The sequence below is a fragment of the Agrobacterium deltaense RV3 genome (assembly GCF_900013505.1).
GTDB lineage: Bacteria > Pseudomonadota > Alphaproteobacteria > Rhizobiales > Rhizobiaceae > Agrobacterium > Agrobacterium leguminum.
Map to the genome: position 1 here is coordinate 2,389,613 of NZ_LT009745.1, position 24,801 is coordinate 2,414,413.

A 24,801-nucleotide genomic window follows, 5' to 3' on the forward strand; every position below is an offset into this window, starting at 1 on the left:
CGGCAAGGTTGGATAAATACCTTTGAATTGATTTCACAGGTGGTGCGGCGATGGACAATCGGGCCGGAGAAATGGAAGTCTTCGTGGCGGCGGCGGAACTTGGCAGCTTTTCCGCCGCCGGGCGCAGGCTGAAGCTTTCACCCTCGGCGGTGAGCAAGCTTGTCACCCGTATCGAAGACCGGCTCGGTACCCGGCTGCTTGCCCGCTCCACCCGGCTTGTCACGCTCACACCGGAGGGCGAAGTCTATCTTGCGCGGGCAAGGCGCATTCTTGCCGATATAGCCGAGACCGAGCAGATCGTGGCGAGCGGCGGCAAGGTGGTGCCGCGCGGCCTTTTGCGCGTCAACACCACGCTGGGCTTCGGCGAACGTTATCTGCTGCCGCTTGCGCCGGAATTTTTGTCGCTTTATCCGGAAATCGAGCTGGATATCTCGCTGACCGACGGCGTCATCAGCCTGATCGAGGAACGCACCGATATCGCCATCCGCTCGGGCGCGATGGGAGATTCATCCCTGAAGGCGAGAAAGCTGAAGGAAGTCCGCCGCGTCATCGTCGCCTCCCCCGCCTATATCGAACGACACGGCGTGCCGGAAACACCGCAGGATCTGGCGCGGCACAATTGCTTCAGCTTCAATTTCAGCCGCAGCCTCAACGAATGGCCGTTTCGCAACCCCGGCTCTGCGGAAGTTTACCGTCTGCCCGTAACGGGCAATGTCTCGGTCAACAGCGGCATGGCCATGCGAAGGCTCTGCCTGACGGGCCTGGGGCTGGGAAGGGTCGGCGAATTTCATATCGAGCCGGATATAGAGGCGGGCCTGCTCGTGCCGGTGCTGGAAGACTACAATGCCGAGGAGATGGAAGTGATCCACGCGGTTTATGCCGGTCACGAACACCTGGCCGCCCGCGTTCGCGCCTTCATCGATTTTGTCGCAGCAAGGGTCGGGCGGTGACTGGCCGCCTCAGACCAGGCCGTGCACCAGCTTGGCCAGCCAGTCGACAAAAACGCGGACCTTGTTGGTTACATGCCGGGTCTGGGGATAGACCACATAGATCGGCATGGCCTCGCGCCGCCATTCGGAGAGCACCGGCACCAGTTCTCCCCGCGAAAGCGCATCCTTCACCATGAAAACGGGAAGCTGCACGATGCCCATGCCGGCCAGCGCCGCATTGAGATAGGTGCGGCTGTCATTGACCGAGACGACATAATTCGGGGTCAGCTCGACGCTGCGCACGCCATTGTCGAAGGAGGCCGGCATGATCTGGCCGGTGGTGGCATTGAGGTAGCCCACCGAATAATGCTCCTTCTCCAGATCCTCCGGTTCTTGCGGCATGCCGAAATTTTCGATGTAGGACGGAGAGGCGAATGTCTCGAACCGGAGTTCGCCGACTTTACGGGCAATCAGCGACTGATCGCGCAGCACGCCGACCCGCAGCGCACAGTCGACATTCTCCGCGATATAATCGACCAGACGGTCGCCGACACCGAGGTCGAGACGGATTTGCGGATAACGCTGGTAAAATTCGCAAAGATGTGGGATAACCACCAGGTCCGCGAAGACACCGGCCATTTCCACCCGCAACCGGCCGGATGGCTGCACCTGCGCGCTGGACATGCTACCGTCAAGTTCTTCGATTTCCGATAAAATCTGTGAGGCCCGCTCATAATAGAGAGCGCCGTCCGTTGTCAGCATCACCCGGCGTGTGGTGCGGTTGAGAAGTGTGGTGTGCAAATGCGCCTCCAGCGCCTGCACCATATTGGTAACAGTGGTTTTCGGCATGTTCAGCGCGGTGGCGGCGCGGCTGAAATTGCCGGTTTCCACGACCCGCGTAAAAACCCGCATGGCGGAAAGCTGATCCATTCACTGCCTCGGAGATATGATTATCCGTTATTTCGGAATAGTGTTTTCAAATTTGCATGCTTGATCGTTTCGATCCGAACAATAATATGGATTTCAGATTTTGCAATATGATCCGCCTTGAAGCATGTCGCGCAAAAGTGCGTTGCGGTTTTGCGGTGACGACATGCGGCAAGATAAAAACTTAAAGCGCAGGAGCGTATCCGAAGGATCGCAACACGCTTTAAGTGGCGGGCAAAGGATCTGGGTTCATGAACGCGCATTGGGAAAATATGGGTAGCGAGACGTCCGCGTCGAAGCTCTCCGTGCGCCGTTATGAAGGTTCCTGCCTCTGCAGCCATCCGCCTGTCGTGCTTTATCTGCGCGGCGGATCGTTTCTGGAACCCGGCCTTGAGCCGGGCGGCAATTGCCCGGAGCTTCCGGTGGCCCGCGCGCTCGCGGAAAGCGGCGCAGTGGTCGTGGAAGCCGACTATAGCAAGCCGTCCGGCAACGAGTTTCCGATGGTCATCGACTGCGCCTATGAGGCGCTCGATCATCTGAGCCGGGACCGCAAGCATTATGGCGGCGCGAAATCGCTGCTGTTCGTGGCCGGCGAAGAGGCTGGCGGCAATGTGGCGGCGGGGCTTGCCTTGAAGGCCCGCGACCGCATGCCGGGCAAACTCGCAGGCCAGATTCTTCTGTCGCCCATGATCGACCCGATGATGACGACGGAATCCTTCCGCGATGCGGACAGGATCGGCATGCGCCAGCGCTGGGCCGATGGCTGGAGCCATTACCTTGCCAAGGCGTGCGGGTTTTTCCACCCCTATGCCGCGCCCTGCCAGTGCACGCGGCTGAACCGGGTGGCGCCGGCGCTGATCTTTACCGCCGAGGACGACCCTCTGCGCGACGAAACGGTCAATTATGCAGACCGCCTCATCGCCTCCGGTGTCAGCGTCCGGCAGCATGTTTTCCCCGCCGGTGTCGGCTGGACGGGGCTTTATCAAGGAGAGGGCGGCGGATGGGTCTCATCCGTCTGTTCGGAGTTCAAGACCTTCGTTGACCAGTTAAAGCACTGAAAATTCGCATTTATTTATGAACGACCTGCTCCCGATCGGGGGCCAAGGAGATACCCATGACGCTGAACACAAAGCGCCGGGCCCTGACGGGTGCCGGCATCGGACTTGCCATGTCCGTTGCAGCAGCAGCACTGTTTTTCGACCTCCCAACCAGCCGCGATGCAACGGCAGCCTCCACGCCTGCCGAAACACCGGCAATCCCGGTTACCGTCGCCAAGGTGGAAAGCCGCGACGTGATGCGCTGGGAAGAGTTTTCCGGCCGTCTCGAAGCCGTTGACCGGGTGCAGATCCGCTCCCGCGTCGCCGGCCAGATCAAGGCCGTGCATTTCCGCGAAGGCGCGCTGGTGAAGGAAGGCGATCCTCTCTTCACCATCGACCCGGCCCCTTATCAGGCCGCCGTTGCGGGTGCTGAAGGCCAGGTTGCTTCCGCCGAAGCCAAGGTCAGCCTTGCCAAAACGGAACTCGACCGTGGCCGCAGGCTTTCCGACAATCGCACCATCTCCCAGAGCGATCTCGACCAGCGTCAAAGCTCGTTTGCGGATGCCGAAGCCCAGCTTCGCGCCGCCCGCGCAGCGCTGACCACGGCTCAGCTCGATCTTGGTTATACCGAAATCCTCGCCCCGGTTTCCGGCCGCGTCGGCCGCATCGAAATCACCGCCGGCAACCTCGTCGCCGCCGGCTCCACCTCGCCGGCGCTGACGACACTGGTATCGGTCAACCCGATCTATGCCAGCTTCAACGCCAGCGAAGGCGTGGTGGCCAAGGCGCTTGCCGAACTGCCGCAGACGGACGGCGCCCTGCCCGCTCTCGAACAGATCCCGGTGGAAATCGGCACGCTTTCGGATGAGGGCACGCCGATCAAGGGCACGCTGCACCTGATCGACAACCAGGTGGATTCGGCAAGCGGCACCATCGGTGTCCGCGCCGTCTTCGAAAATCCGGACGGCAGGCTCATTCCCGGCCAGTTCGTGCGGGTGCGCATGGGTGAACCGAAGCCGGAAAACCGCATCGTCATCAGCGACCGAGCCATCGGCACGGATCAGGACAAGCGTTTCGTCTTCGTGGTCGATGCCGAAAACAAGGTGAGCTACCGCCAGATCAAGCCGGGCGCACCGGCCGATGGCCAGCGCATCATCGAAAGCGGCCTTGCCGCCGGTGATACGATCGTCGTCAACGGCCTGCAGCGCATTCGTCCCGGCGCCACCGTCGCACCGCAGGCGGAAGACAAGGTTGCTGCTTCGCAGTAACCCGCCTCTTTGATCAGTAAGCGTCCCGCCTCCCGCGAGACGCCCCTTCAGACAGAACCGGCCTTCACCGGCGGCAGGATTGCCGCCGGAACGGCCTTCGCATTCCCAAAGACCCGGAGAGGGACTGGATATGAATATTTCCAGATTTTTTGTCGACCGGCCGGTATTCGCTGCCGTGCTTTCGGTCCTGATTGTGGTGGCAGGCCTACTCGGCATGCGCGCCCTGCCGATTTCGGAATATCCCGAAGTCGTTCCGCCATCCGTCGTCGTGCGCGCCACCTATCCCGGTGCGAACCCGACCGTTATTGCCGAAACCGTCGCGACACCGCTGGAAGAACAGATCAACGGCGTCGAGGACATGCTCTATATGGGCAGCCAGGCGACATCCGACGGCGTGCTGACGCTGACCGTGACCTTCAAGCTCGGCACCGATCCTGACAAGGCGCAGCAGCTGGTGCAGAACCGCGTGTCGCAGGCCGAACCGCGTCTGCCGGCGGAAGTCCGCGCACTTGGCATCACCACCGTCAAGAGCTCGCCCGACTTCATCATGGTCGTCAACCTCGTCTCCAAGACCGACGCCTATGACATCACCTATCTGCGCAACTATGCGACGCTGAACGTCAAGGATCGCCTCGCCCGCATCGAAGGTGTCGGCCAGGTGCAGGTCTTCGGCGCAGGTGACTATTCCATGCGTGTCTGGCTCGATCCGCAGAAGGTCGCCGAGCATGATCTCGCCGCAAGCGACGTTTCCGACGCCATCCGCCAGCAGAACGTGCAGGCCGCAGCCGGCGTCATCGGCGCTTCGCCAAGCCCGAACGGCGTCGACCTGCAACTCAACGTCAATGCGCAGGGCCGTCTGACGACGCCGGAGGAATTCGGCAACATCATCGTCAAGAGCGGCGCGAACGGTGAAATCACCCGCCTGCGCGATGTCGCCCGCATCGAACTCGGTGCGGCCGATTACACACTGCGCTCGCTGCTCGACGGCGAACCCGCCGTGGCTGTCGCGGTGCTTCAGGCCCCCGGCTCCAACGCCATTGAAATCGCCGACAATGTCCGCGCCACGATGGACAATCTGCAATTGGCAATGCCCGATGGCGTGAAATACGAAATCGTCTACGACACGACGAAATTCGTGCGCTCCTCCATCGAGAAGGTCGTCGATACACTCCTCGAGGCCGTTGGCCTCGTGGTGCTCGTCGTCATCCTCTTCCTGCAGACCTGGCGCGCATCGATCATTCCGCTGATCGCCGTTCCGGTCTCGATCATCGGCACCTTCGCCGTCATGTATGCCTTCGGCTTCTCCATCAACGCGTTGACGTTGTTCGGGCTCGTGCTCGCCATCGGCATCGTGGTGGATGACGCGATCGTGGTCGTCGAAAACGTCGAGCGAAACATCGAAAACGGGCTCTCGCCGCGTGACGCCACCTATAAGGCGATGCGGGAAGTGTCCGGGCCGATCATCGCGATTGCGCTGGTTCTGGTCGCGGTCTTCGTGCCGCTTGCCTTCATCTCCGGCCTGTCCGGCCAGTTCTACCGGCAGTTCGCACTGACCATCGCCATATCCACCGTCATTTCGGCCATCAACTCGCTGACGCTGTCGCCCGCTCTTGCAGCCCTGCTGCTGAAGGAACACGGCGCACCGAAAGACTGGCTGACCCGCTTCATGGATAAAATCCTCGGCTGGTTCTTCCGCGGCTTCAACCGCGCCTTCGGTGCGGCCTCCAACGGCTACGGCAAGACCGTGGGCGGGCTGGTGACGCGCAAGAGCCTTGTCATGATGGTTTATATGGCGCTGGTGGCCGCCACCTACGGCATGTTCACCACCGTCCCGAGCGGCTTCGTACCGGCGCAGGACAAGCAGTACCTGATCGGCTTCGCCCAGCTTCCGGACGGCGCAACGCTTGACCGCACGGAAAGCGTCATCAAGCGGATGAGCGACATCGCGCTCGAAACACCCGGCGTCAGCCACGCCATCGCCTTCCCCGGCCTGTCGATCAACGGCTTCACCATCGGCTCCAATTCCGGCATCGTCTTTGCGGTTCTCGATGACTTCGAAGAGCGCAAGACACCGGAACTGTCCGGCGGCGCCATCGCCATGCAGCTGAACCAGAAATATGCGGGCATTCAGGATGCCTTCATCGCCATGTTCCCGCCGCCGCCGGTCAACGGTCTCGGCCAGACCGGCGGCTTCAAGCTGCAGATCGAAGACCGCGCCGGCTACGGCTATGAGACGCTGGATGAAGCGACGAAGGCCGTGATCGGCAAGGCCTATCAAACGCCGGAACTCGCAGGCATCTTCTCCAGCTACCAGATCAACGTGCCGCAGCTCTTCGCCGATCTCGACCGCGCCAAGGCGGAACAGCTGGGCGTTTCCGTCAGCGACGTCTTCCAGACGCTGCAGATCTATCTGGGCTCGCTCTATGTCAACGACTTCAATGCTTTCGGACGGACCTACAGCGTGCGGGTTCAGGCGGATTCCCAGTTCCGCGCCCATGCCGAAGATATCGGTCGCCTGAAGGTTCGCTCCGCATCGGGTCAGATGATCCCGCTGTCGACGCTCTTGAAGGTAAATGCGACGACGGGGCCGGAGCGCACCAACCGTTATAACGGCTTCCTTGCGGCCGATATCAACGGCGGTCCGGCGCCGGGCTTCTCCTCGGGACAGGCACAGGCGGCGATTGAAAAAATCCTTGCCGAAACCCTGCCCGCAGGCGTCGACTACGAATGGACTGACCTGACCTACCAGCAGATTCTGGCCGGCAATTCCAGCATCGTGGTCTTCCCCTTGGCGCTGCTGCTCGTCTATCTCGTGCTCGCCGCGCAATATGAAAGCCTCACCTTGCCGATTGCGATCATCCTGATCGTCCCGCTCGGTGTGCTTGCGGCCCTCACGGGTGTCTGGCTGACGGGAGGGGATAACAACATCTTTACGCAGATCGGTCTTGTCGTCCTTGTCGGTCTCTCGGCGAAAAACGCGATCCTGATCGTGGAATTCGCCCGGGAGCTGGAATTCGAAGGACGAACGCCGCTTCAGGCGGCCATCGAGGCAAGCCGGCTTCGCCTGCGCCCGATCCTGATGACCTCGCTCGCCTTCATCATGGGCGTGGTGCCGCTGGTCGTCTCCACCGGTGCAGGTGCGGAAATGCGTGCGGCCATGGGTGTCGCGGTGTTCTCCGGCATGATCGGCGTAACGTTCTTCGGCATCTTCATGACACCGGTCTTCTACGTGCTGGTGCGCAGGCTGGCGGGCAATCGTCCGCTCATCCAGCACAAGCAGGAAGAACCGGCCAATTCGGACTACAAGCTCGAAAAGGCCGGCTGAGACCGCACTCCCATCCACCGCCACCTTCAAAGCAAGCCCGCCGCGCATCCCCCGATGCGCGGCGTTTTTTATGACACAAAACGTTCATGCGGGTTTTCTGAAATAGAATCAGTTTCAAATACTTACAAGGCAACACTAGATAATTTACGCCGCATCGGACGCGTCAGAAATGCAATATATCCAGCCATATTGATGAACATCAAAAGAAACAATTCTATTTTATGCTTTGTATTTTGTGGTATTTTAAAGAATAGGGTGATTCGGACTAAATGATTTAGTTCAGGGGCGACATGATGGAGCAGGACTACGAAAACTGGGCAACGACCGTTGCCTATTCGATAGTGATGCATGAGGGTCTCGATCTCGCGCTTGCCGCGCAAAATCTCGACAGAGGCAAGACCAGAAATAATCGCGAGCGGCTGATGGAAGCCATTCGCACGTCGTTGCTTGAAGCGCGCTCGCGCAGCCACATGACGGTGGCGCAACGGGTTTAATCCGGCTTTTTGGCGCCTTTATGAGGCACACCATGACGCGACCGGATCAGGCCGGCAGCAGGTCGGTCCGCACCGCCGCCTTCAGCGGCAGATGATCCGAGGCGATGCGCGCCAGCGCGCTGTCATGCGCCTCCACCTGCTCGATCAGTCCTTCACGATTGGCGATGATCCTGTCGAGCGCCAGCACCGGCAGGTTGGACGGAAAACTCGGCACCGCCGGCGGCAAAGCGCCAAAAGCATCCCGGAACGTATTGAGCGACGACCCGTTGCCGAGACGCCATTCGTTCAGGTCTCCCATGAGGATGGTCGCGCATTCGTTGCGTGCTTCGAGAAGGCTGATCAACGCTTTCGCCTGCTGGGCGCGGGAATGTCTGAGAAGCCCGAAATGGGCGGCGATGACCCGCAGCGTGCCGCCCCGCTTTAGATCCAGCTCCACGACGAGCGCGCCGCGCGGCTCCAGCCCCGGCAATTTCAGCGTATGCACATCCCTGACCGCGCCTTCCTTGAACAGCACGACGTTGCCGTGCCAGCCATGCGCCTTCACGCCGGCCTGCACGGGCACGGGAATGAGACCGCTTTCCCGCTCCAGCCGCGCGAGATCGAGCAGGCCGGTACGCTCGCCGAAACGGCTGTCCGCTTCCTGAAGGGCGATGATGTCAGCGCCGATTTCCTGAATGACGCGGCTGGTGCGATCGGGATCGAACTTGCGGTCGCGGCCGACACATTTATGCACATTGTAGGAGGCGATGACGGGGAAGGAATGATCTTTCGTCGCTGGCGCCGCATTCTGGCGCTGGCGGCGGTCGCGCAGCGACTGCATGACGAAGGCGGACAGGCTGGTGTTTTTCGTCAAAGCCGTTTTTTCATCATCCAGCAAACCGTTCTTTTTCACGCGTCGATGCCTCCGGTCTCGCGCAGCGCCCTGCCGGACGCACCGCACTCTAAAGATAAGGCGAAGCGAGCCACAGGACACGCTCCACAAAGCGGACAACGAATGGCCGCGCATTCAGTTCGCTGAGCCGCACGGGCAAGGCGGTTGCCCGTGCATCCCGGATGCGTTCGCCGATTGTCGCGGCGAATTCCTCATCCATAACTTCGAGATCGATCTCAAAGTTCAATCGCAGCGAACGCGGATCGAGATTGGAAGAGCCAATGTAGCTCCAGCGCCCGTCGATCACCAGAAGCTTGGAGTGATTGAAAGCCCCCGTCGCCCGCCAGATGCGGCAGTAATTCCTCAACATCTGGTCGAACTGCGCCGTCATCGCCCTGTCGACAAGCACCAGATTGTTGCTTTTCGGCACGATGATATCCACCACGACTCCCCGCCTTGCTGCGGTTATGAGCGCCGAAATAAGCTCCCGATCAGGGAGAAAATAGGGCGACATGATGAGAATGGAGGAGCGCGCGACGGAAAACGCGCCCATCAGCATCTTGTGACTGGTCTCGATACTTTTATCCGGCCCGGAGGAGCAGACGCGGGCAACGATCTGCGAACCCGGCACACCATCGGGAATGGCGATATCCCACACCGGCGTGTCCAGCAGTTCCTTCGTCGTGAAACGCCAGTCCTCCGCCGCGATGGAGAAAAAATCCGATACGACCGGCCCGGTGATCTTGAAATGCGTATCGTGCGACTGGCTTTCGCCGCCGAATTCCTGGGTGAACCCCTCGCGGATATTCATGCCGCCGCTGAACGCGATGCGCCCGTCCACCACGAGGATCTTGCGGTGGGTGCGCAGATTGGCATAGGGCAGCCGCAGCCCCATGATGACATTGCCGTTGAAGACATCGCAGACGATGCCCTTTTCCCTGAGCGTCGGCAGGATGCTCGGCACCGAATAACGCGCGCCCACCGCATCCACCAGCACCCGCACCTCCACGCCGCGGAACTTCGCCCTTTCGAGCGCCGCGACAAAGCGGGCGCCGATCCGGTCATTGTCGAAAATATATGTTTCGAGAATGATCGACCGCTTCGCCTCGTCGATGGCCCCCAGCATGGCGGCATAGGCGGCATCCCCCGTCACCAGCGGCTCGATGCCGTTGCCTGTCGTCAGCGCATGGCGCGTCACCCGGTCGCCCAGCGTCTTCATCGCCTCGAAACGGCGTCCGAAGCGCGCTGCGATCATGTCGCCGCTCGCATCCAGACGCGCCACGCGATCCATGATCTCGTGCTGCATGAAGGACCGCTGCTGCGTGATGTTGGACCGGCGAATGCGGTTGATGCCGGCAATGGCATAGATGACCGCGCCGACGACGGGCGACAGCACGATGACGCCGACCCAACCGAGCGCGGAGCGGACCTCCTCCTTCGTCATCGTGGCATGCACGGCCGCCACGCTTCCCATCAAAATCGAGAGAACGGCAAGGATATGCGGCCAATAGGCAATGACGAGATCGAGCATGGTACAACTATAGAGTACTTCGGCAATCTCGCAATGACAGGCAGGCAGCGCTGGCAGAGACAAAGAACCTGACCGCGCCATGCTTTTGCGGGACAGACCCTTGCGGGATTAACGGTGGAAACCGGCCTTGCGATATGTCATGAGAGCGCATCTTGATCTTTGGGCAGTGGCAGGGCGAGGTGCACTTGCGGGCTTTCTGCCTTGTTTGAAAGCAAGAAGGCCGTGATGCAGGAAAATACACAGGGCGCCGTCATCGTCATTTCCAGCCATGTCATGCGTGGCTCCGTCGGCAATCGCGCTGCAGTCTTTGCGCTGGAGACCCTCGGTTATCCCGTCTGGGCGGTGCCCACCATCGTCATGCCGTGGCATCCCGGCCACGGCCCTTCCACCCGGATGCGCTTTCAGGACGACGATTTCGACAAGGCGATGACCGACCTCGAAAACGCCAAATGGATCGGCGAGGTCAAGGCTGTTCTGACCGGTTATTTCGGTAGTGCGGCGCAGGTTCGCTCCACCGCACGGCTGATCCGCAATCTGAAGGAAAAGAACCCGTCGCTGATTTACGCCTGCGATCCGGTCATGGGCGATCTGGGCGGGCTTTACATTCCGCTCGAGACCGCGGAAGCCATCCGCGATCACCTCATCCCGCTTGCCACTGTCGCCACGCCGAACCGTTATGAACTCGCCTGGATGAGCGGCGCGGAGCTCGAGACCAACAATGCCATCATGGATGCCGCGCTTGCGCTGGGCCCGCCGAAAATGCTGGTCACCTCGGCCGTGCCGATGATGACGGGCGGCACCGGCAATCTTTATCTCAGCGGCCGCCACGCGCTGCTTGCCGAACATCGCGCCATTGAGAATGCGCCGAACGGGCTTGGCGATCTGATGTCGGCGCTGTTCCTCGCCCGCCTGCTGGAAGGCATGGATGACGAAAAGGCGCTGCAGCTCGCAACCGCCAGCGTCTTCGAAATTCTGGCGCGCACCAAAAAACGCGACATGAATGAATTGACGCTGGAGACGGACTCTTCCAGCCTCTCCACACCCATGGCGATGGTGCAGATGCGTCATCTCTTGCATCCTTCGCGCAGCAAGCGCAAATAGCGGCTAGAGCATTTCCAGGAAAAGTGGCCCTCGGTTTTCCGTCCGGAAATGCGACAAACAAGGAGTTGGAGCGATTTCGCGGTTCGAAGAAAAACGAAAATGCTCCAAAGGATTGGTCTTCAACGCACCGAGTTCTTTTCTTGATCTCGGTCCAACCACAACGGTACTGCGATAGATGAAAGATTTTCCGGAAAACCTTCTCAACGGCTACAAGAACTTCATGAACGGTCGCTATGTCGACGAGCGCGAAAGATACCGCGTTCTGGCCGACACCGGACAGAAGCCGCAGACCCTGTTCATTGCCTGTTGTGACTCCCGCTCCGCGCCGGAAACCATTTTCGACTGCGGACCGGGAGAGCTTTTCGTCGTCCGCAACGTCGCCAACATGGTGCCGCCCTTCGAGCCGGACGGGCAGTACCACGCCACCTCGGCGGCCATCGAATATGCCGTTCAGGTTCTGAAGGTGAAGGATATCGTCGTCATGGGCCACGGCCGCTGCGGCGGCATTCAGGCTGCACTCGACCCCAATCTCGAGCCGCTGTCGCCCGGCGATTTCATCGGTAAATGGATGAACATGGTCAAGTCGGCCGCCTCGCAAATCCAGAGCAACGACGTCATGACAGCTTCCGAGCGGCAGACGGCACTGGAACGCGTTTCCATCCGCAACTCCATCGCCAACCTGCGGGGCTTCCCCTTCGTCAAAGCGCAGGAAACCGCCGGCAAGGTGAAGCTGCACGGCGCATGGTTCGATATTTCGACCGGCGAATTGTGGGTAATGGACGGCAAGACGGGTGATTTCCGTCGCCCGGATCTGTGATTGGCAGGTAATAGCTACCGGCCAAATTCAACGCTCGTCACCCCGGACTAGATCCGGGGTCCAGCGCGATCAAGTCCTTGATCGCCAAAGACTCTTTCACGGCGCGGACGCGCCGTGACTGGATGCCGGATCAAGTCCGGCATGACGGAAGTGGGAATTCGCGCTTGGAAAGCAGCCTTATTGGCCGTCGATCGCCTTGCCGATGAAGGCAATCGCCTGCTGGTAGACGCTTGCTGCGTTCCAGCCCTGGATGGCGGCGTAGTTTGCCTGTCCCTGCTGGTAACCGGCGCCGCGCTGCCAGCCATGGCCGACGAGGAAGTTCGCGGTGGAAGCCAGCGCATCGGCACGCGAACCGACGAGATCGATACGGCCGTCGCGGTCGAAATCCACGCCGTAACGCACGACGTTCAGCGGCAGGAACTGCGTCTGGCCGATTTCACCATGGGCCGCACCCTTGGCGTTGACGTTGAGCGAACCGCTGCCGACGAGCTTGAGGGCCGCGTAAAGCTGCTCGGTGAAATAATCCGAACGACGGCAATCGAAGGAGAGCGTCGCGACGGCGGAAAGCGTGTGCTGGTTGCCCATGAAGCCGCCAAAGCCGGTTTCCATGCCCCAGATGGCCAGAAGCGGACCGGCCGGCACGCCATAGGCGCGCTCGATGGAAGCAAAGAGAGAAGCGTTGTTCTTCTTCATGGTCTTGCCGCGCGAAATGATCGTCTGACCGCCGCGCTTCTGCATGAACTGTTCGAAGGAAAGCTTGAAGCTGTGCTGGCCGCGGTCTGCGCGGATCGTCGCCTGGTTGTAGGAGACGCCGGAGAAAGCACGGTCGAGCACCGAGGCGCTGATGCCGCGGCCCGCCGCTTCCTGCTTGAAGGCGCCGACCCAGGCATCGAAGCCTGCCGAAGTGTTGCCGCATTGCGCAGCCATAACCGGCGTCGCTGCCAGAACCGAAACCATGGCCACACCAGCCAGAATTACCTTCATTGCCCGCATCAAAATCTGCCTTCGATATCCTTTGGGGAATTTTTCCCGAGAACCAAACCGTCAATACTGTATGATTCAGGTGCCAAAACTGTCTTTTGGCGGCCTAAATTGCCTTTCGGCAGCAAGGCCTGCAAATAAACTGGCCGTGATCGTCGCCAATTATGAAACCCGCCTGCCCCACACAGAACAGACGGGTTATACTTAACGAACCTTAAAAAATCGTATCGTGGATCAGGCAGCCGCCTTGCGGGGCTTGATGAAACCACGATTGATCAACAGTTCGGCGATCTGGACGGCGTTGAGAGCCGCACCCTTGCGCAGATTGTCGGAAACAACCCACAGGTTGAGGCCGTTTTCGACCGTCGCATCTTCGCGGATACGCGAGATATAGGTCGCGTCTTCGCCAGCGGATTCAACCGGCGTGATGTAACCGCCGTTTTCGCGCTTGTCGATCACGAGGCAGCCCGGTGCTTCGCGCAGGATGTCGCGCGCCTGATCGGCGGTGATCTCGTTTTCAAACTCGATATTGACCGATTCCGAATGGCCGATGAAGACCGGAACGCGCACGGCCGTGCAGGTTACCTTGATCTTCGGATCGAGCATCTTCTTGGTTTCGGCCAGAACCTTCCATTCTTCCTTCGTATAGCCGTCTTCCATGAAGACATCGATATGCGGAATGACGTTGAAGGCAATACGCTTGGTGAACTTCTTGGCTTCCACCGGGTCGGCCACGAAAACGGCGCGGGTCTGCTGGAACAGCTCGTCCATGCCTTCCTTGCCGGCGCCGGACACCGACTGGTAGGTGGAAACGACGACGCGCTTGATCTTGGCGAAGTCATGCAGCGGCTTCAGCGCGACGACGAGCTGTGCCGTGGAGCAATTGGGGTTGGCGATGATGTTCTTCTTGGTGAAGCCCGCAACTGCATCGGCATTGACTTCCGGAACGATCAGCGGAACGTCCTGGTCGTAGCGCCATGCGGACGAGTTGTCGATGACAACGCAGCCCTGCTGGCCGATCTTCGGCGACCACTTCTTGGAAACATCGCCGCCGGCCGACATCAGGCAAATATCCGTGTCGGAAAAATCGTAGTTCTCGAGGTTCGAGACCTTCAGCGTGCGGTCGCCATAGGAGACTTCCGTGCCCTGCGAGCGGGCGGAAGCAAGCGGCACGACTTCATCGGCGGGGAAACCGCGTTCGGCCAGGATATTGAGCATTTCGCGACCGACGTTGCCGGTGGCGCCTGCAATTGCAACTTTGAAACCCATGATCAAGCTCTCTTTCTGTCTCTCCTCTTTTTGGTGAGGTGGGAACCCGCATCAGATCGCGGCTTCCTCGATCCCCAGCCAAACCGGGGAGAGAGCGGTGGCCAGAGACGTTAGACGGTTTTAATCGTCGTTTTGGCCGTAATTCGGGTAGAATGAGAAAGGCGCGGATCATCGCCGGCGGATTGTGCCGGTCCTTCCATGACGAACATGTCTGCAACATGCATGCGCAAGGTGATGCTCCTTCTTCGCGAGAAGCTATTAGAAGGTTTCTCGGTTGTGTCAAGAAAAAAGGCGCGTTTGGAGGCGTCTTGCGCAAGCCGTAAAATCGGCCTCGCGACATTTTCGGGACGCCTTGCATTAGACTAAAGTCATAATCCGAAAGCATCGCTCTTATTGCAGTTAATTTTCTGTCACTCTGACACTCCGCGCATTGCACCCTTATGGGGAGTCCGGAGGAGAGAGATGGGCTCCGCAATGCGCCAATTGGGACATCTGTGGAGGACAGACAATGGCAGATATTGCAGCCGTGAGCGGCGCCGCCCGTCCAATGACGGGTGAAGAGAAGAAGGTGATTTTCGCCTCTTCTCTCGGAACAGTCTTCGAATGGTACGATTTTTATCTGTACGGCTCGCTGGCGATCTATATCGGCGCGAACTTCTTCAGCCAATATCCGGAAACGACACGCAACATCTTTGCGCTGCTGGCCTTCGCCGCCGGCTTCCTCGTGCGCCCCTTCGGCGCGCTGGTATTCGGCCGTCTGGGCGACATTGTCGGCCGCAAATATACCTTCCTCATCACCATCCTCATCATGGGTGTGTCCACCTTCCTCGTCGGCGTCCTGCCCGGCGCATCGCAGATCGGCATTGCCGCTCCGATCATCCTGATCGTTCTGCGCATGCTGCAGGGTCTGGCGCTCGGCGGTGAATATGGCGGTGCGGCAACCTACGTCGCCGAACATGCACCGAACGGCCGCAGGGGCTATTACACCTCGTGGATCCAGACGACGGCGACGCTCGGCCTGTTCCTGTCGCTGGTGGTCATTCTCGGCGTGCAGTTCGCACTCGGCAAGGAAGCCTTCGCCGCCTGGGGCTGGCGCATTCCCTTCCTCGTCTCCGTTCTGCTGCTCGGCGTATCGGTCTGGATTCGTCTGAAAATGAACGAATCTCCGGCCTTCAAGAAAATGAAGGAAGAAGGCAAGACATCCAAGGCGCCGCTCAGCGAAGCCTTCGGCCAGTGGAAGAACGCCAAGATCGCGCTCATCGCGCTTGTCGGCGCTGTCATCGGCCAGGCCGTTGTCTGGTATACGGGCCAGTTCTACGCGCTGTTCTTCCTGCAGAGCATCCTGAAGGTCGACGGCCAGTCCGCCAACATCATGGTGGCGGCAGCACTCATCCTCGGCACCAGCTTCTTCGTCATCTTCGGCTGGCTTTCCGACAAGATCGGCCGCAAGCCGATCATCATGGCCGGTCTCATCCTCGCCATGCTGACCTACTTCCCGCTGTTCAAGGCACTGACATGGGCCGGCAACCCGGCGCTGGCGCAAGCCCAGTCCAGCGTTCGCGCCACCGTGACCGCAGCCCCCGGCGACTGCAAGTTCCAGTTCAACCCGACCGGCACGGCGAAGTTCACCACATCCTGCGATATCGCCACCTCGTTCCTGACACGCAACTCCGTGCCTTACGACGTGGTTGCGGGCACAGCCGGCCAGCCGGCCACCGTGAAGATCGGCGATGCCACCATTACCAGCTATGACGCCGTCGCCGCCGGTGCGGATGCGGCAGCCAAGGACAAGGCCTTCCAGAAGCAGGTCAACATGGCGCTTCACGATGGCGGCTACCCGCTGGTGCGCGGCGCGGCGCAGGTGCCGGACGCGAAACTGGATGCCTTCATTGCCGCAAATCCGGAGCTTAACCTCAATGCGGAGGCCGTTCGCGCTGCCGACAAGAAAATGGTCGCGACCGACAAGCTGGTGGCGGACAAGCTGCTGACACCGGCAGAAGCCGCAGGTGCGGCGGAAATGGCCGTCTACACCGTAGCCGGCGGCGGCACCTTCTCCATGGTGGCCGATCCGGCCGCCGTGAACTGGGTCGTCATCATCGCAGTCCTGACCGTTCTCGTCATCTACGTGACGATGGTCTACGGCCCGATCGCGGCCCTGCTGGTCGAACTGTTCCCGACCCGCATCCGCTACTCCGGCATGTCGCTGCCATACCACATCGGCAACGGCTGGTTCGGCGGTCTTCTGCCCGCCACCGCCTTTGCGATGAGCGCGGCGAAAGGCGACATCTATTACGGCCTCTGGTACCCGATCATCTTCGCAGGCATCACACTGGTCGTCGGCCTGCTGTTCCTGCCGGAAACCAAGGATCGCGATATCCACGCCATGGATTGAGCCATACCCTGTTCGACATTTTCGGAACCCGGCGCTGAAGCGCCGGGTTCTTTTATTGCGCGGTACGTCCGCATATCGAACAAGACTGTCGCAGCGGCCTGTCATTCCGTCGCAGGCAAGACAAAATCAATATGGAGACAAAGCCCCCCTGAATAGGTTATGACCCCCCTATATTATCAGGCAGAGGGAGAGCCATTTTGAGAATCGGGACACCTAAGGAATTATATGAGGGCGAGGCGCGCGTCGGCATGACGCCCGACAGCGCCCAGGCATTGCAGAAACTCGGATATGATTGCATTCTCGAAACCGGAGCAGGCAAGGCGGCGGGTTTTTCCGACGACGCCTATCGCGCAGCCGGTGTAACGATCGTCGACAGCGCCGATGCGCTTTACGCCGGTTCCGACATCATCGCCAAGGTTCGTCCGCCGGAAACGTCGGAGATTGATCGCCTGTCTTCGGACAAGACGCTGATCTCGTTCTTCTATCCCGCCCAGAACAAGGACCTTCTGGAGCAGGCGAAGGAAAGGGGCGCAAATGTCATCGCCATGGACATGGTGCCGCGCATTTCCCGTGCCCAGAAAATGGACGCCCTGTCCTCCATGGCCAATATCGCCGGTTATCGCGCGGTCATCGAGGCCGGCAATAATTTCGGCCGCTTCTTCACCGGTCAGGTCACCGCCGCCGGCAAGGTGCCGCCCGCCAAGGTGCTGGTCATCGGCGCAGGCGTCGCCGGTCTTGCCGCCATCGGCACGGCCACTTCGCTCGGCGCCATTACCTATGCCTTCGACGTTCGCCCGGAAGTGGCCGAACAGATCGAATCCATGGGCGCGCAATTCGTCTATCTTGATTTCGCCGACCAGCAGCAGGATGGCGCGGCCACCGGCGGTTATGCCGCCCCCTCCTCGCCGGAATTCCGAGAAAAGCAGCTCGAAAAATTCCGCGAACTCGCGCCGCAGATCGATATCGTCATTACCACGGCGCTCATTCCGGGCCGCGACGCCCCGAAACTGTGGCTCGCCGACATGGTGGCGATGATGAAGCCGGGTTCGGTCATCGTCGACCTCGCCGCCGAGCGCGGCGGCAATTGCGATCTGACTGTTCCCGATCAGCGCGTCGTCTCGGAGAATGGCGTCATCGTCATCGGCTATACGGATTTCCCGAGCCGCATGGCCACGCAGGCCTCGACGCTCTATTCCACCAACATCCGCCACATGATGACCGATCTGACGCCCGCAAAGGACGGCAAGCCCGTTCACAACATGGAAGACGATGTCATCCGCGGTGCGACGGTCACCTATCAGGGTGAAATCACTTACCCCCCGCCGCCGCCGAAAATTCAGGCGATTGCCGCGCAGAAGCCGAAGGAAAGAGCAAAAGAACTCACGCCTGAGGAAAAGCACGCCAAGGAACATGCGGACTTCAAGGCGCAGACGAAAAGCCAGGTTGGCCTGCTCGCCGTCGGTACGGCGATCCTGCTTCTGGTAGGCGCTTTCGCGCCGGCAAGCTTCATGAGCCACTTTATCGTTTTCGTGCTGGCCTGCTTCGTCGGTTTCCAGGTCATCTGGAATGTCAGCCATTCGCTGCACACGCCGCTGATGGCGGTGACGAACGCGATTTCCGGCATCGTCATCATCGGCGCATTGCTGCAGATCGGTTCCGGCAACTGGCTGGTGGTGATCCTCGCCTCGCTTTCCGTCCTGATCGCGACGATCAACATCGTCGGCGGTTTCCTCGTGACACGGCGCATGCTCGCCATGTTCCAGAAGTCCTGAGCCGTGTAGGGGACATTCAATGACCATTGGTATCGTTTCCGCGGCCTATGTTGCCGCAGCCGTTCTTTTCATCCTTTCTCTTGGTGGCCTTTCCGGACAGGAAAGCGCCAAACGCGCCGTCTGGTACGGCATTGTCGGCATGGGTCTCGCCATCGTCGCCACCGTCTTCGGCCCTGAGATCAGCAAGGGCGTCGGGCAGTGGCTCGTCGTACTCCTGATGCTGGCGGGCGGCTCCGTTCTCGGCTACTTCGTCGCAAGCCGCGTGCAGATGACCGAAATGCCGCAGCTTGTTGCAGCCCTTCACTCCTTCGTCGGCCTCGCCGCCGTCTTCATCGGCTTCAACGCCCATATCGAGGAAGCGCATGTCGCCTCGCTCGATGAAACCGCGCGTTCGCTGCTGACGGGCTTTTCCGCCATTCTCGCCCACAAGACGCCGGTTGAACTGGCGATCATGAAGGTCGAGGTCTTCCTTGGCGTCTTCATCGGTGCAGTCACCTTCACCGGCTCCGTCGTCGCCTTCGGCAAGCTTGCCGGCAAGGTGGACGGCAAGGCGAAGAAACTGCCGGGCGGACATTTGCTCAATGCCGGCGCTGCGATCCTGTCGCTCGTGCTGCTCATCATGTATTGCAACGGCGCCGGCGCATGGACACTGGTGCTGATGACGCTGGCCGCCTTCTTCATCGGTTATCACCTGATCATGGGCATCGGCGGCGCCGACATGCCTGTCGTCGTTTCGATGCTGAACAGCTATTCCGGCTGGGCGGCCGCGGCAATCGGCTTCACGCTCGGCAACGATCTGCTGATCGTCACCGGTGCGCTGGTCGGCTCCTCGGGTGCGATCCTCTCCTACATCATGTGCAAGGCGATGAACCGCTCCTTCATCTCGGTCATCCTCGGCGGCTTCGGCGGTACGACGGGCCCGGCGATGGAAATCGAGGGCGAGCAGGTGGCGATCGACGCCGAAGGCGTGGCGGCCGCGCTGAATGACGCCGATAGCGTCATCATCGTTCCCGGCTACGGCATGGCGGTGGCGCAGGCGCAGGCCGCGGTCTCCGAACTGACCCGCAAGCTGCGCGCCGACGGAAAGACCGTGCGCTTTGCCATCCACCCGGTCGCAGGCCGTCTTCCCGGCCACATGAACGTGCTGCTGGCCGAGGCCAAGGTGCCTTACGACATCGTGCTGGAAATGGACGAGATCAACGACGACTTCCCCAATACCGACGTCGTCATCGTCATCGGCTCCAACGACATCGTCAATCCGGCCGCCCAGGACGATCCGAACTCGCCGATTGCGGGCATGCCGGTTCTGGAAGTGTGGAAGTCCAAATTGGTCATCGTCTCCAAGCGCGGCCAGGGCACGGGTTACTCCGGTATCGAGAACCCGCTGTTCTACAAGGACAACACCCGGATGTTCTACGGCGACGCCAAGAAGTCGATCAACGATCTTCTGCCGCTGATCAAGTAAATGAAAAGGGCGTTTCCGGGAGGCCGGAAACGCCCTTTCTACATTCCGACAGAAAAACTCCCGCTGGATCAAAGCACCCGGTAACGCCGGTTGAAATACATCAGCGCTTCATCGCCCGCATTGATCTTCATATCCACAACCTCGCAGATCAGAATATCATGCGTGCCGCCGTCATGCGCCTCACGGATGCGGCAGTCGAAAGAGACAAGCGCGTCCTCCAGGACCGGCGCGCCGGTTTCAAGCACACCCCAGCTCCCGGCGGCGAAACGCTCTTCCGCCGGCGTCTTGCCGCCGAAAAGCGTGCTCAGCACCTCGTGATGGGCGGCGAGCGTGTTGACGCAGACGACGCCATTGGCCTTCACCACCCTGTAAGCGGAAGAATTGCGGTTGAGGCAGATAAGAAGCGTGGGCGGATTGTCGGAAACGCTGCAAACCGCCGTCGCCGCAAAGCCTGCACGGCCTGCCGCCCCGTCCGTGGTGACGATATTGACCGCCGCACCGAGCCGCGCCATGGCGTTTCTATAATCGAGGCTGCGCTGCTGTGCAGTCTTCGTCTCCATTTCCGCTTCCTTTTCAAGAGACATCATCTGCATCTAACCCATCCTTCCTTAACAGGCCATCAAGCCAGCACACAGGCGTCTTCGAAGCCAAGGCGGGGCAACCGTCCGAAAAGCTTCGACGGATCGCCATAGCCGAGATTGATCAGGAAATTGGACTTCCACGTCGTGCCTGCGAAAAACGCCGCATCCACCTTGCCTTTGTCGAAACCGGACATCGCCCCGGTATCAAGTCCCAACGAGCGGGCTGCTAGGATGAGATAACCCGCCTGCAAAGTGGCATTGCGGAAGGCCGTTTCCTCGGCCACGGCCGGGCTGGAGGTGAACCACGAACGGGCATCGGCATGCGGAAACAGCATCGGCAGTTTCTCGTAAAATTCGCGGTCGATGGCGGCAATCACGGTGACGGGTGCTGCCATCGTCTTTTCGAGATTGCCCGACGAAAGCGCTGGCCGCAGTTTTTCTTTCGCTTCCTGGCTGCGCACGAACACGAAACGGGCCGGCGAGCAATTGGCCGAGGTCGGACCCATCTTCGTCAGATCGTAAAGCTCTCTCAGCGTCTCGTCGCCGACCGGCTTGTCAGCCCAGCCATTATGGGTGCGCGCCGCGGTGAAAAGTGCTGCAAGTGCCTTGTCGTCGAGTGCTGTCGCCATTGTCCTAAAAATCCCGTCAGAATGTTCGTGTTGCCGGTAACAGAAACTGCAAAAGCCGAGCATTGAAAAGGTCAGCTTCGGTAATATTGACCGCATGCGCCCCGAAATCGAGAAGGCAGAGTTCCCCCTGCGGCAAACCCTCAGCGAGACGCACGGAGCGGGTGTAGGGCACCAGAAGATCATCTTTCGTGCCCACCACCAGAACCGGATTGCCGATCTCGCCGAGGCGACTATCGACGTCAAAGGCCCTCAGTGCCGCGATGCGCCGAAGCACATTCCCCTTGCCCTGAAAATGCGCGACGCCATGGGCATCGTCCCGCACCAGCCGCTCCTGATGGTCCGACATCCAGGCCGCCGGATAAAGAAACAGCGGCTGGGCTTTCACGAAAGCCTCAACGCCGGATTTCTCCAGAAGCTCGATCCGCACATCGAAGCAGCGCCCGGAATGCGGATCCACCTTGCTCCAGGCATTGATGAGAACGAGCCTGTCGATAAGGCCGGGCCTGCGCAGCGCGATATCGAGGCCGATCAGACCGCCAAGCGCATGGCCCATGAAGTGGAATTTCTCGAGGGTCAGCGCCGAGACGATTTCCAGCACATCATCCGCCATCGCCGATATGCCGCCATCCAGCGGCACCTCGCCGCCGGTCCTGCCGGTTCCGCGATGGTCGTAGGTGACGATCCGGAAATGATCGGCAAGGGCTTCGATCTGCGGCGCCCAATAGGAGCCCGATCCGCCCAGCCCCGATGACAGCAGGATTGTGGGCGCCTCAGGATCAGTCCGGCCATGAACCTCGAAATGCATCATCTGTCGTTTCGCCCTATTTGCCGATATGGGCGACGGTGGCGATTTCCACCAGCGCGTCTGGCTTTACGAGGCCGCACTGGATGCAATAACGCGCCGGCTTGTCGCCGGGGAAATATTCGGCATAGACCGTGTTGACGGCCTGGTAATTCGCCCAGTCGGTGATGAAGATATGGTTCATCGTCACGTCCTCCATCGTACCGCCGGCGGTCTCGATGACGGACTTGATGGTTTCCAGAACATGGCGGGTCTGCGCGCTCGCATCGCCCACATGCACGACATTATTGTCCTTGTCGAAGGGCAGCGTACCGGAAACGTAAACCACGCCATCGGCAAGGGTTCCCGGCGAAAAGGGAGCGATGGGTTTGCTGGTGCCGGCGGGCACGACGATCTTCTTCGGCATTTCGTTCTCCTCTTGTAGTTGGATATCAAGCGCTGACGGGTGCGGCCTGCGAGATGACGCCGCAGAAATCATTGACGGTGGCGACCCAGCCGAAAAATTTCTCGACATTGTAGACAGTCGCCTGCTGGATATAATCGGGGCCCAGATGGTGCGTGGCATCCTCCAGCATCACCCCGAAATATTCGAGGTGGAAGGCGTCGCGCAGTGAGCTTTCCACGCAGACATTGGTGGCGATGCCGACAAAGACCAGATTGCGGATGCCGCGCGCGCGCAAGACGCTGTCCATATTGGTGTTGAAGAAACCGCTATAACGCGTCTTCGGCACCAGAATATCACCGGGCTGCGGCTGCAGCTCGTCGACAATGGCATAGTCCCACGTGCCCTTGGCCAGCAGCTGCCCCTGCAACTCCGGCCTTTTGCGCATGGTCTTCAGGGCGTTGGACTTGTGCCAGTTGGGCGAACCCGGGCCGCCCGCCTCGACATAATCCTTGTCCCAGCCATTCTGGAAATAAATGACCTGAACACCCGCCGCCCGCGCGGCATCCAGCGTCTTCTTGATGTTGGCGATGGTACCCTTGGCCCCGGAAATATCGAAACCGGCCAGATCGACATAACCGCCCTCGGTCGAATAGGCGTTCTGCATGTCGACCACGACAACGGCGGTCTCGCTGGGTTTCAGGGTGATCGGCTCCGGCCTTGCGGGAAGCGTCACGCTTTCCGAACGGCTTTCCGGCCCCTTGTAACCCGCCACGACGGCTTCACTCATTCCGCAGCCTCCAGTGCAGCCTGAACATGCGCGCGGCTCTTCATCAGCGGCTGCACATATTTGCCGAATTTCTCGACGCCTTCGAGGAAATCATCAAAGGTCAGCATCACGCCGCCCGTTCCCGGCACTTCGCTCATCTCGTCCAGCATCGCCGCCACTTCCTCATAGGAGCCGATCAGCGTTCCCATGTTGATGTTGACCGCCGAGACGGGATTGGACATGTGGCGAACATTGGTGTCGGAGCCGGATTTGGTGTCGACAGCGCTTTGCAGGCCGAGCCACTTGATCGCATCCTCATCCGCACCGGCCTTGTAATGCTCCCATTTCGCCCAGGCATCTTCGGATTTTTCCTCGGCAAGGACCATCGTCAGCACGACGGACTTAACCTCTCGACCGGTCTTTTCCGTTGCCGCCAGCAGCCGCTCATTGGTGGGCGCGAAGGCCTTCGGCGTATTGACGCCGACGCCGAAGCAGAAGCTGTAATCGGCGAACTTGGCCGAAAACGCCATGCCGGAATTGGAGGAACCGGCGCAGATGAGTTTGACGTCGCCCTGCGGCACCGGCTTCATGCGGCAATCCTCCATCTGGAAGAACTTGCCCTTGTAGTCCGACTGGCCCTCCGTCAGCAATTCCTTGAGGACTGTCGTATATTCGCCGAGATATTCATAACGATCACCGAAATAATCGTCGCCCGGCCAGAGCCCCATCTGGCTATATTCCGGCCGCTGCCAGCCGGTAATAAGATTGATGCCGAAACGGCCGCCGGAAATGGAATCGATGGTCGTCGCCATGCGGGCAACGATGGCCGGCGGCATGACCAGCGTTGCGGCCGTGCCGAACAGCTTGATCTTGGAGGTGACAGCGGCAAGGCCCGCCATCAGCGTGAAGGATTCCAGATTATAGTCCCAGAACTCGGTCTTGCCGCCAAAGCCGCGCAGCTTGATCATCGAGAGCGCGAAGTCGAAACCATATTGCTCCGCCTTCAAAGTGATGGCCTTGTTCAGGTCGAAACTCGGTTTGTATTGCGGCGCGTTTTCTGACAGCAGCCAACCATTGTTCCCGATCGGGATAAAAACACCAACTTCCATCTTGCTGTTCCCTTTTTTGCATCAGGTGTCTCCTGACTTGGCAAAAGAGTAGCAGGTTCTGTGCCAGACCAAATAAAATAATTTTATCAAATGGATAAAATTTTGGAGGCGAATTATTTTTACCAAAAGATAAAAATTTTATCATTCGATAAAATTATTTGCCTGTTTATTCGGCAAATATCGAACGCAATCTGCAGGAAATGGGCGGCTCTTACATCGGTCGCGGAGCGTTGCGCGGCATCCCAAAACCTCCCTCCGTCATGCCGGCCTTGAGCCGGCATCCAGCCACGGCGCGTCTGCGCCGTGAGGAATGAGTCTTTTGCGATCAAGGACTTGATCGCGCTGGACCC

Annotated in this window: 21 protein-coding genes; 10 read left to right on the forward strand and 11 right to left on the reverse strand. The window is 60.0% G+C overall.

Annotated elements, in window-relative coordinates; genetic code table 11:
• The first annotated feature begins 50 nt into the window (after positions 1-50).
• Positions 51-950, forward strand: coding sequence for a LysR family transcriptional regulator (locus tag AGR7B_RS12120; protein WP_065655563.1), 900 nt, complete (start codon positions 51-53; stop codon positions 948-950).
• Between the two features lie 9 nt (positions 951-959).
• On the opposite strand, the gene AGR7B_RS12125 is transcribed toward AGR7B_RS12120, so the two are convergent.
• The gene (locus tag AGR7B_RS12125) at positions 960-1,859 is read right to left on the reverse strand and encodes a LysR family transcriptional regulator (protein WP_003522616.1); all 900 of its coding nucleotides are present in this window, start codon (positions 1,857-1,859) and stop codon (positions 960-962) included.
• 248 nt (positions 1,860-2,107) lie between these two features.
• Here AGR7B_RS12125 and AGR7B_RS12130 point away from each other — a divergent pair, with 248 nt between their 5' ends.
• From AGR7B_RS12130 to AGR7B_RS12145, 4 genes are all read left to right on the forward strand, one after another.
• A complete protein-coding gene (locus AGR7B_RS12130; protein ID WP_020809339.1) occupies positions 2,108-2,914 on the forward strand; it encodes an alpha/beta hydrolase fold domain-containing protein in 807 nt (268 codons plus the stop codon).
• A 56-nt stretch (positions 2,915-2,970) separates the two neighbouring features.
• Positions 2,971-4,161, forward strand: a complete 1,191-nt coding sequence (locus AGR7B_RS12135) for an efflux RND transporter periplasmic adaptor subunit (protein WP_078051656.1) — start codon at positions 2,971-2,973, stop codon at positions 4,159-4,161.
• A gap of 130 nt (positions 4,162-4,291) precedes the next feature.
• Positions 4,292-7,486 carry an efflux RND transporter permease subunit gene (locus tag AGR7B_RS12140; protein ID WP_080856739.1) on the forward strand — a complete coding sequence of 1,065 codons (3,195 nt, stop codon included), beginning with the start codon at positions 4,292-4,294 and terminating at the stop codon, positions 7,484-7,486.
• A gap of 290 nt (positions 7,487-7,776) precedes the next feature.
• Positions 7,777-7,980 carry a hypothetical protein gene (locus AGR7B_RS12145; RefSeq protein WP_065655566.1) on the forward strand — a complete coding sequence of 68 codons (204 nt, stop codon included), beginning with the start codon at positions 7,777-7,779 and terminating at the stop codon, positions 7,978-7,980.
• Between the two features lie 46 nt (positions 7,981-8,026).
• Here the strand turns inward: AGR7B_RS12145 and AGR7B_RS12150 are convergent, their stop codons facing one another.
• Positions 8,027-8,872, reverse strand: a complete 846-nt coding sequence (locus tag AGR7B_RS12150; RefSeq protein ID WP_078051654.1) for an endonuclease/exonuclease/phosphatase family protein — start codon at positions 8,870-8,872, stop codon at positions 8,027-8,029.
• Between the two features lie 49 nt (positions 8,873-8,921).
• Positions 8,922-10,382, reverse strand: a complete 1,461-nt coding sequence (locus AGR7B_RS12155) for a phospholipase D-like domain-containing protein (RefSeq protein WP_080856740.1) — start codon at positions 10,380-10,382, stop codon at positions 8,922-8,924.
• A 225-nt stretch (positions 10,383-10,607) separates the two neighbouring features.
• Here AGR7B_RS12155 and pdxY point away from each other — a divergent pair, with 225 nt between their 5' ends.
• Together pdxY and AGR7B_RS12165 are read left to right on the forward strand one after the other, a co-directional pair.
• Positions 10,608-11,483, forward strand: coding sequence for a pyridoxal kinase PdxY (gene pdxY, locus AGR7B_RS12160; protein WP_080857088.1), 876 nt, complete (start codon positions 10,608-10,610; stop codon positions 11,481-11,483).
• A 175-nt stretch (positions 11,484-11,658) separates the two neighbouring features.
• Positions 11,659-12,300 carry a carbonic anhydrase gene (locus AGR7B_RS12165; RefSeq protein WP_065655570.1) on the forward strand — a complete coding sequence of 214 codons (642 nt, stop codon included), beginning with the start codon at positions 11,659-11,661 and terminating at the stop codon, positions 12,298-12,300.
• 177 nt (positions 12,301-12,477) lie between these two features.
• Here the strand turns inward: AGR7B_RS12165 and AGR7B_RS12170 are convergent, their stop codons facing one another.
• Together AGR7B_RS12170 and AGR7B_RS12175 are read right to left on the reverse strand one after the other, a co-directional pair.
• Positions 12,478-13,293, reverse strand: coding sequence for a lytic murein transglycosylase (locus tag AGR7B_RS12170; RefSeq protein ID WP_080856741.1), 816 nt, complete (start codon positions 13,291-13,293; stop codon positions 12,478-12,480).
• Between the two features lie 222 nt (positions 13,294-13,515).
• On the reverse strand, positions 13,516-14,550 hold the full coding sequence (locus AGR7B_RS12175) for an aspartate-semialdehyde dehydrogenase (protein ID WP_003522626.1): 1,035 nt from the start codon (positions 14,548-14,550) through the stop codon (positions 13,516-13,518).
• A gap of 508 nt (positions 14,551-15,058) precedes the next feature.
• Between AGR7B_RS12175 and AGR7B_RS12185 the strand changes: the two genes are divergently transcribed.
• The 3 genes from AGR7B_RS12185 (at position 15,059) to AGR7B_RS12195 (ending at position 20,179) form a co-directional block, all read left to right on the forward strand.
• Complete coding sequence (locus tag AGR7B_RS12185) at positions 15,059-16,942, forward strand: MFS transporter (protein WP_162934122.1); 1,884 nt, start codon at positions 15,059-15,061, stop codon at positions 16,940-16,942.
• A 197-nt stretch (positions 16,943-17,139) separates the two neighbouring features.
• Complete coding sequence (locus tag AGR7B_RS12190; protein WP_080856742.1) at positions 17,140-18,714, forward strand: Re/Si-specific NAD(P)(+) transhydrogenase subunit alpha; 1,575 nt, start codon at positions 17,140-17,142, stop codon at positions 18,712-18,714.
• Positions 18,715-18,733: 19 nt separating this feature from the next.
• On the forward strand, positions 18,734-20,179 hold the full coding sequence (locus AGR7B_RS12195) for an NAD(P)(+) transhydrogenase (Re/Si-specific) subunit beta (RefSeq protein WP_003522629.1): 1,446 nt from the start codon (positions 18,734-18,736) through the stop codon (positions 20,177-20,179).
• A gap of 68 nt (positions 20,180-20,247) precedes the next feature.
• On the opposite strand, the gene rutF is transcribed toward AGR7B_RS12195, so the two are convergent.
• Genes rutF through rutA form a run of 6 tightly spaced genes read right to left on the reverse strand, consistent with a single transcriptional unit; the run spans position 20,248 to position 24,451 of the window.
• On the reverse strand, positions 20,248-20,772 hold the full coding sequence (gene rutF / locus AGR7B_RS12200; protein WP_080789835.1) for an NADH-dependent FMN reductase RutF: 525 nt from the start codon (positions 20,770-20,772) through the stop codon (positions 20,248-20,250).
• A 26-nt stretch (positions 20,773-20,798) separates the two neighbouring features.
• Positions 20,799-21,389 (reverse strand): malonic semialdehyde reductase, encoded by a 591-nt coding sequence (locus AGR7B_RS12205; protein WP_080856743.1) that lies wholly within the window; start codon positions 21,387-21,389, stop codon positions 20,799-20,801.
• A gap of 16 nt (positions 21,390-21,405) precedes the next feature.
• Positions 21,406-22,197: a pyrimidine utilization protein D gene (rutD, locus tag AGR7B_RS12210; RefSeq protein ID WP_162934123.1), complete on the reverse strand. Its 792-nt coding sequence runs from the start codon at positions 22,195-22,197 to the stop codon at positions 21,406-21,408.
• A 13-nt stretch (positions 22,198-22,210) separates the two neighbouring features.
• A complete protein-coding gene (gene rutC, locus AGR7B_RS12215) occupies positions 22,211-22,597 on the reverse strand; it encodes a pyrimidine utilization protein C (protein WP_003492069.1) in 387 nt (128 codons plus the stop codon).
• 25 nt (positions 22,598-22,622) lie between these two features.
• Positions 22,623-23,363 carry a pyrimidine utilization protein B gene (gene rutB / locus AGR7B_RS12220; protein ID WP_003492071.1) on the reverse strand — a complete coding sequence of 247 codons (741 nt, stop codon included), beginning with the start codon at positions 23,361-23,363 and terminating at the stop codon, positions 22,623-22,625.
• Positions 23,360-24,451, reverse strand: coding sequence for a pyrimidine utilization protein A (rutA, locus tag AGR7B_RS12225; protein WP_080850924.1), 1,092 nt, complete (start codon positions 24,449-24,451; stop codon positions 23,360-23,362). Before rutA ends, rutB begins: the two co-directional genes overlap by 4 nt.
• Positions 24,452-24,801 lie beyond the last annotated feature (350 nt).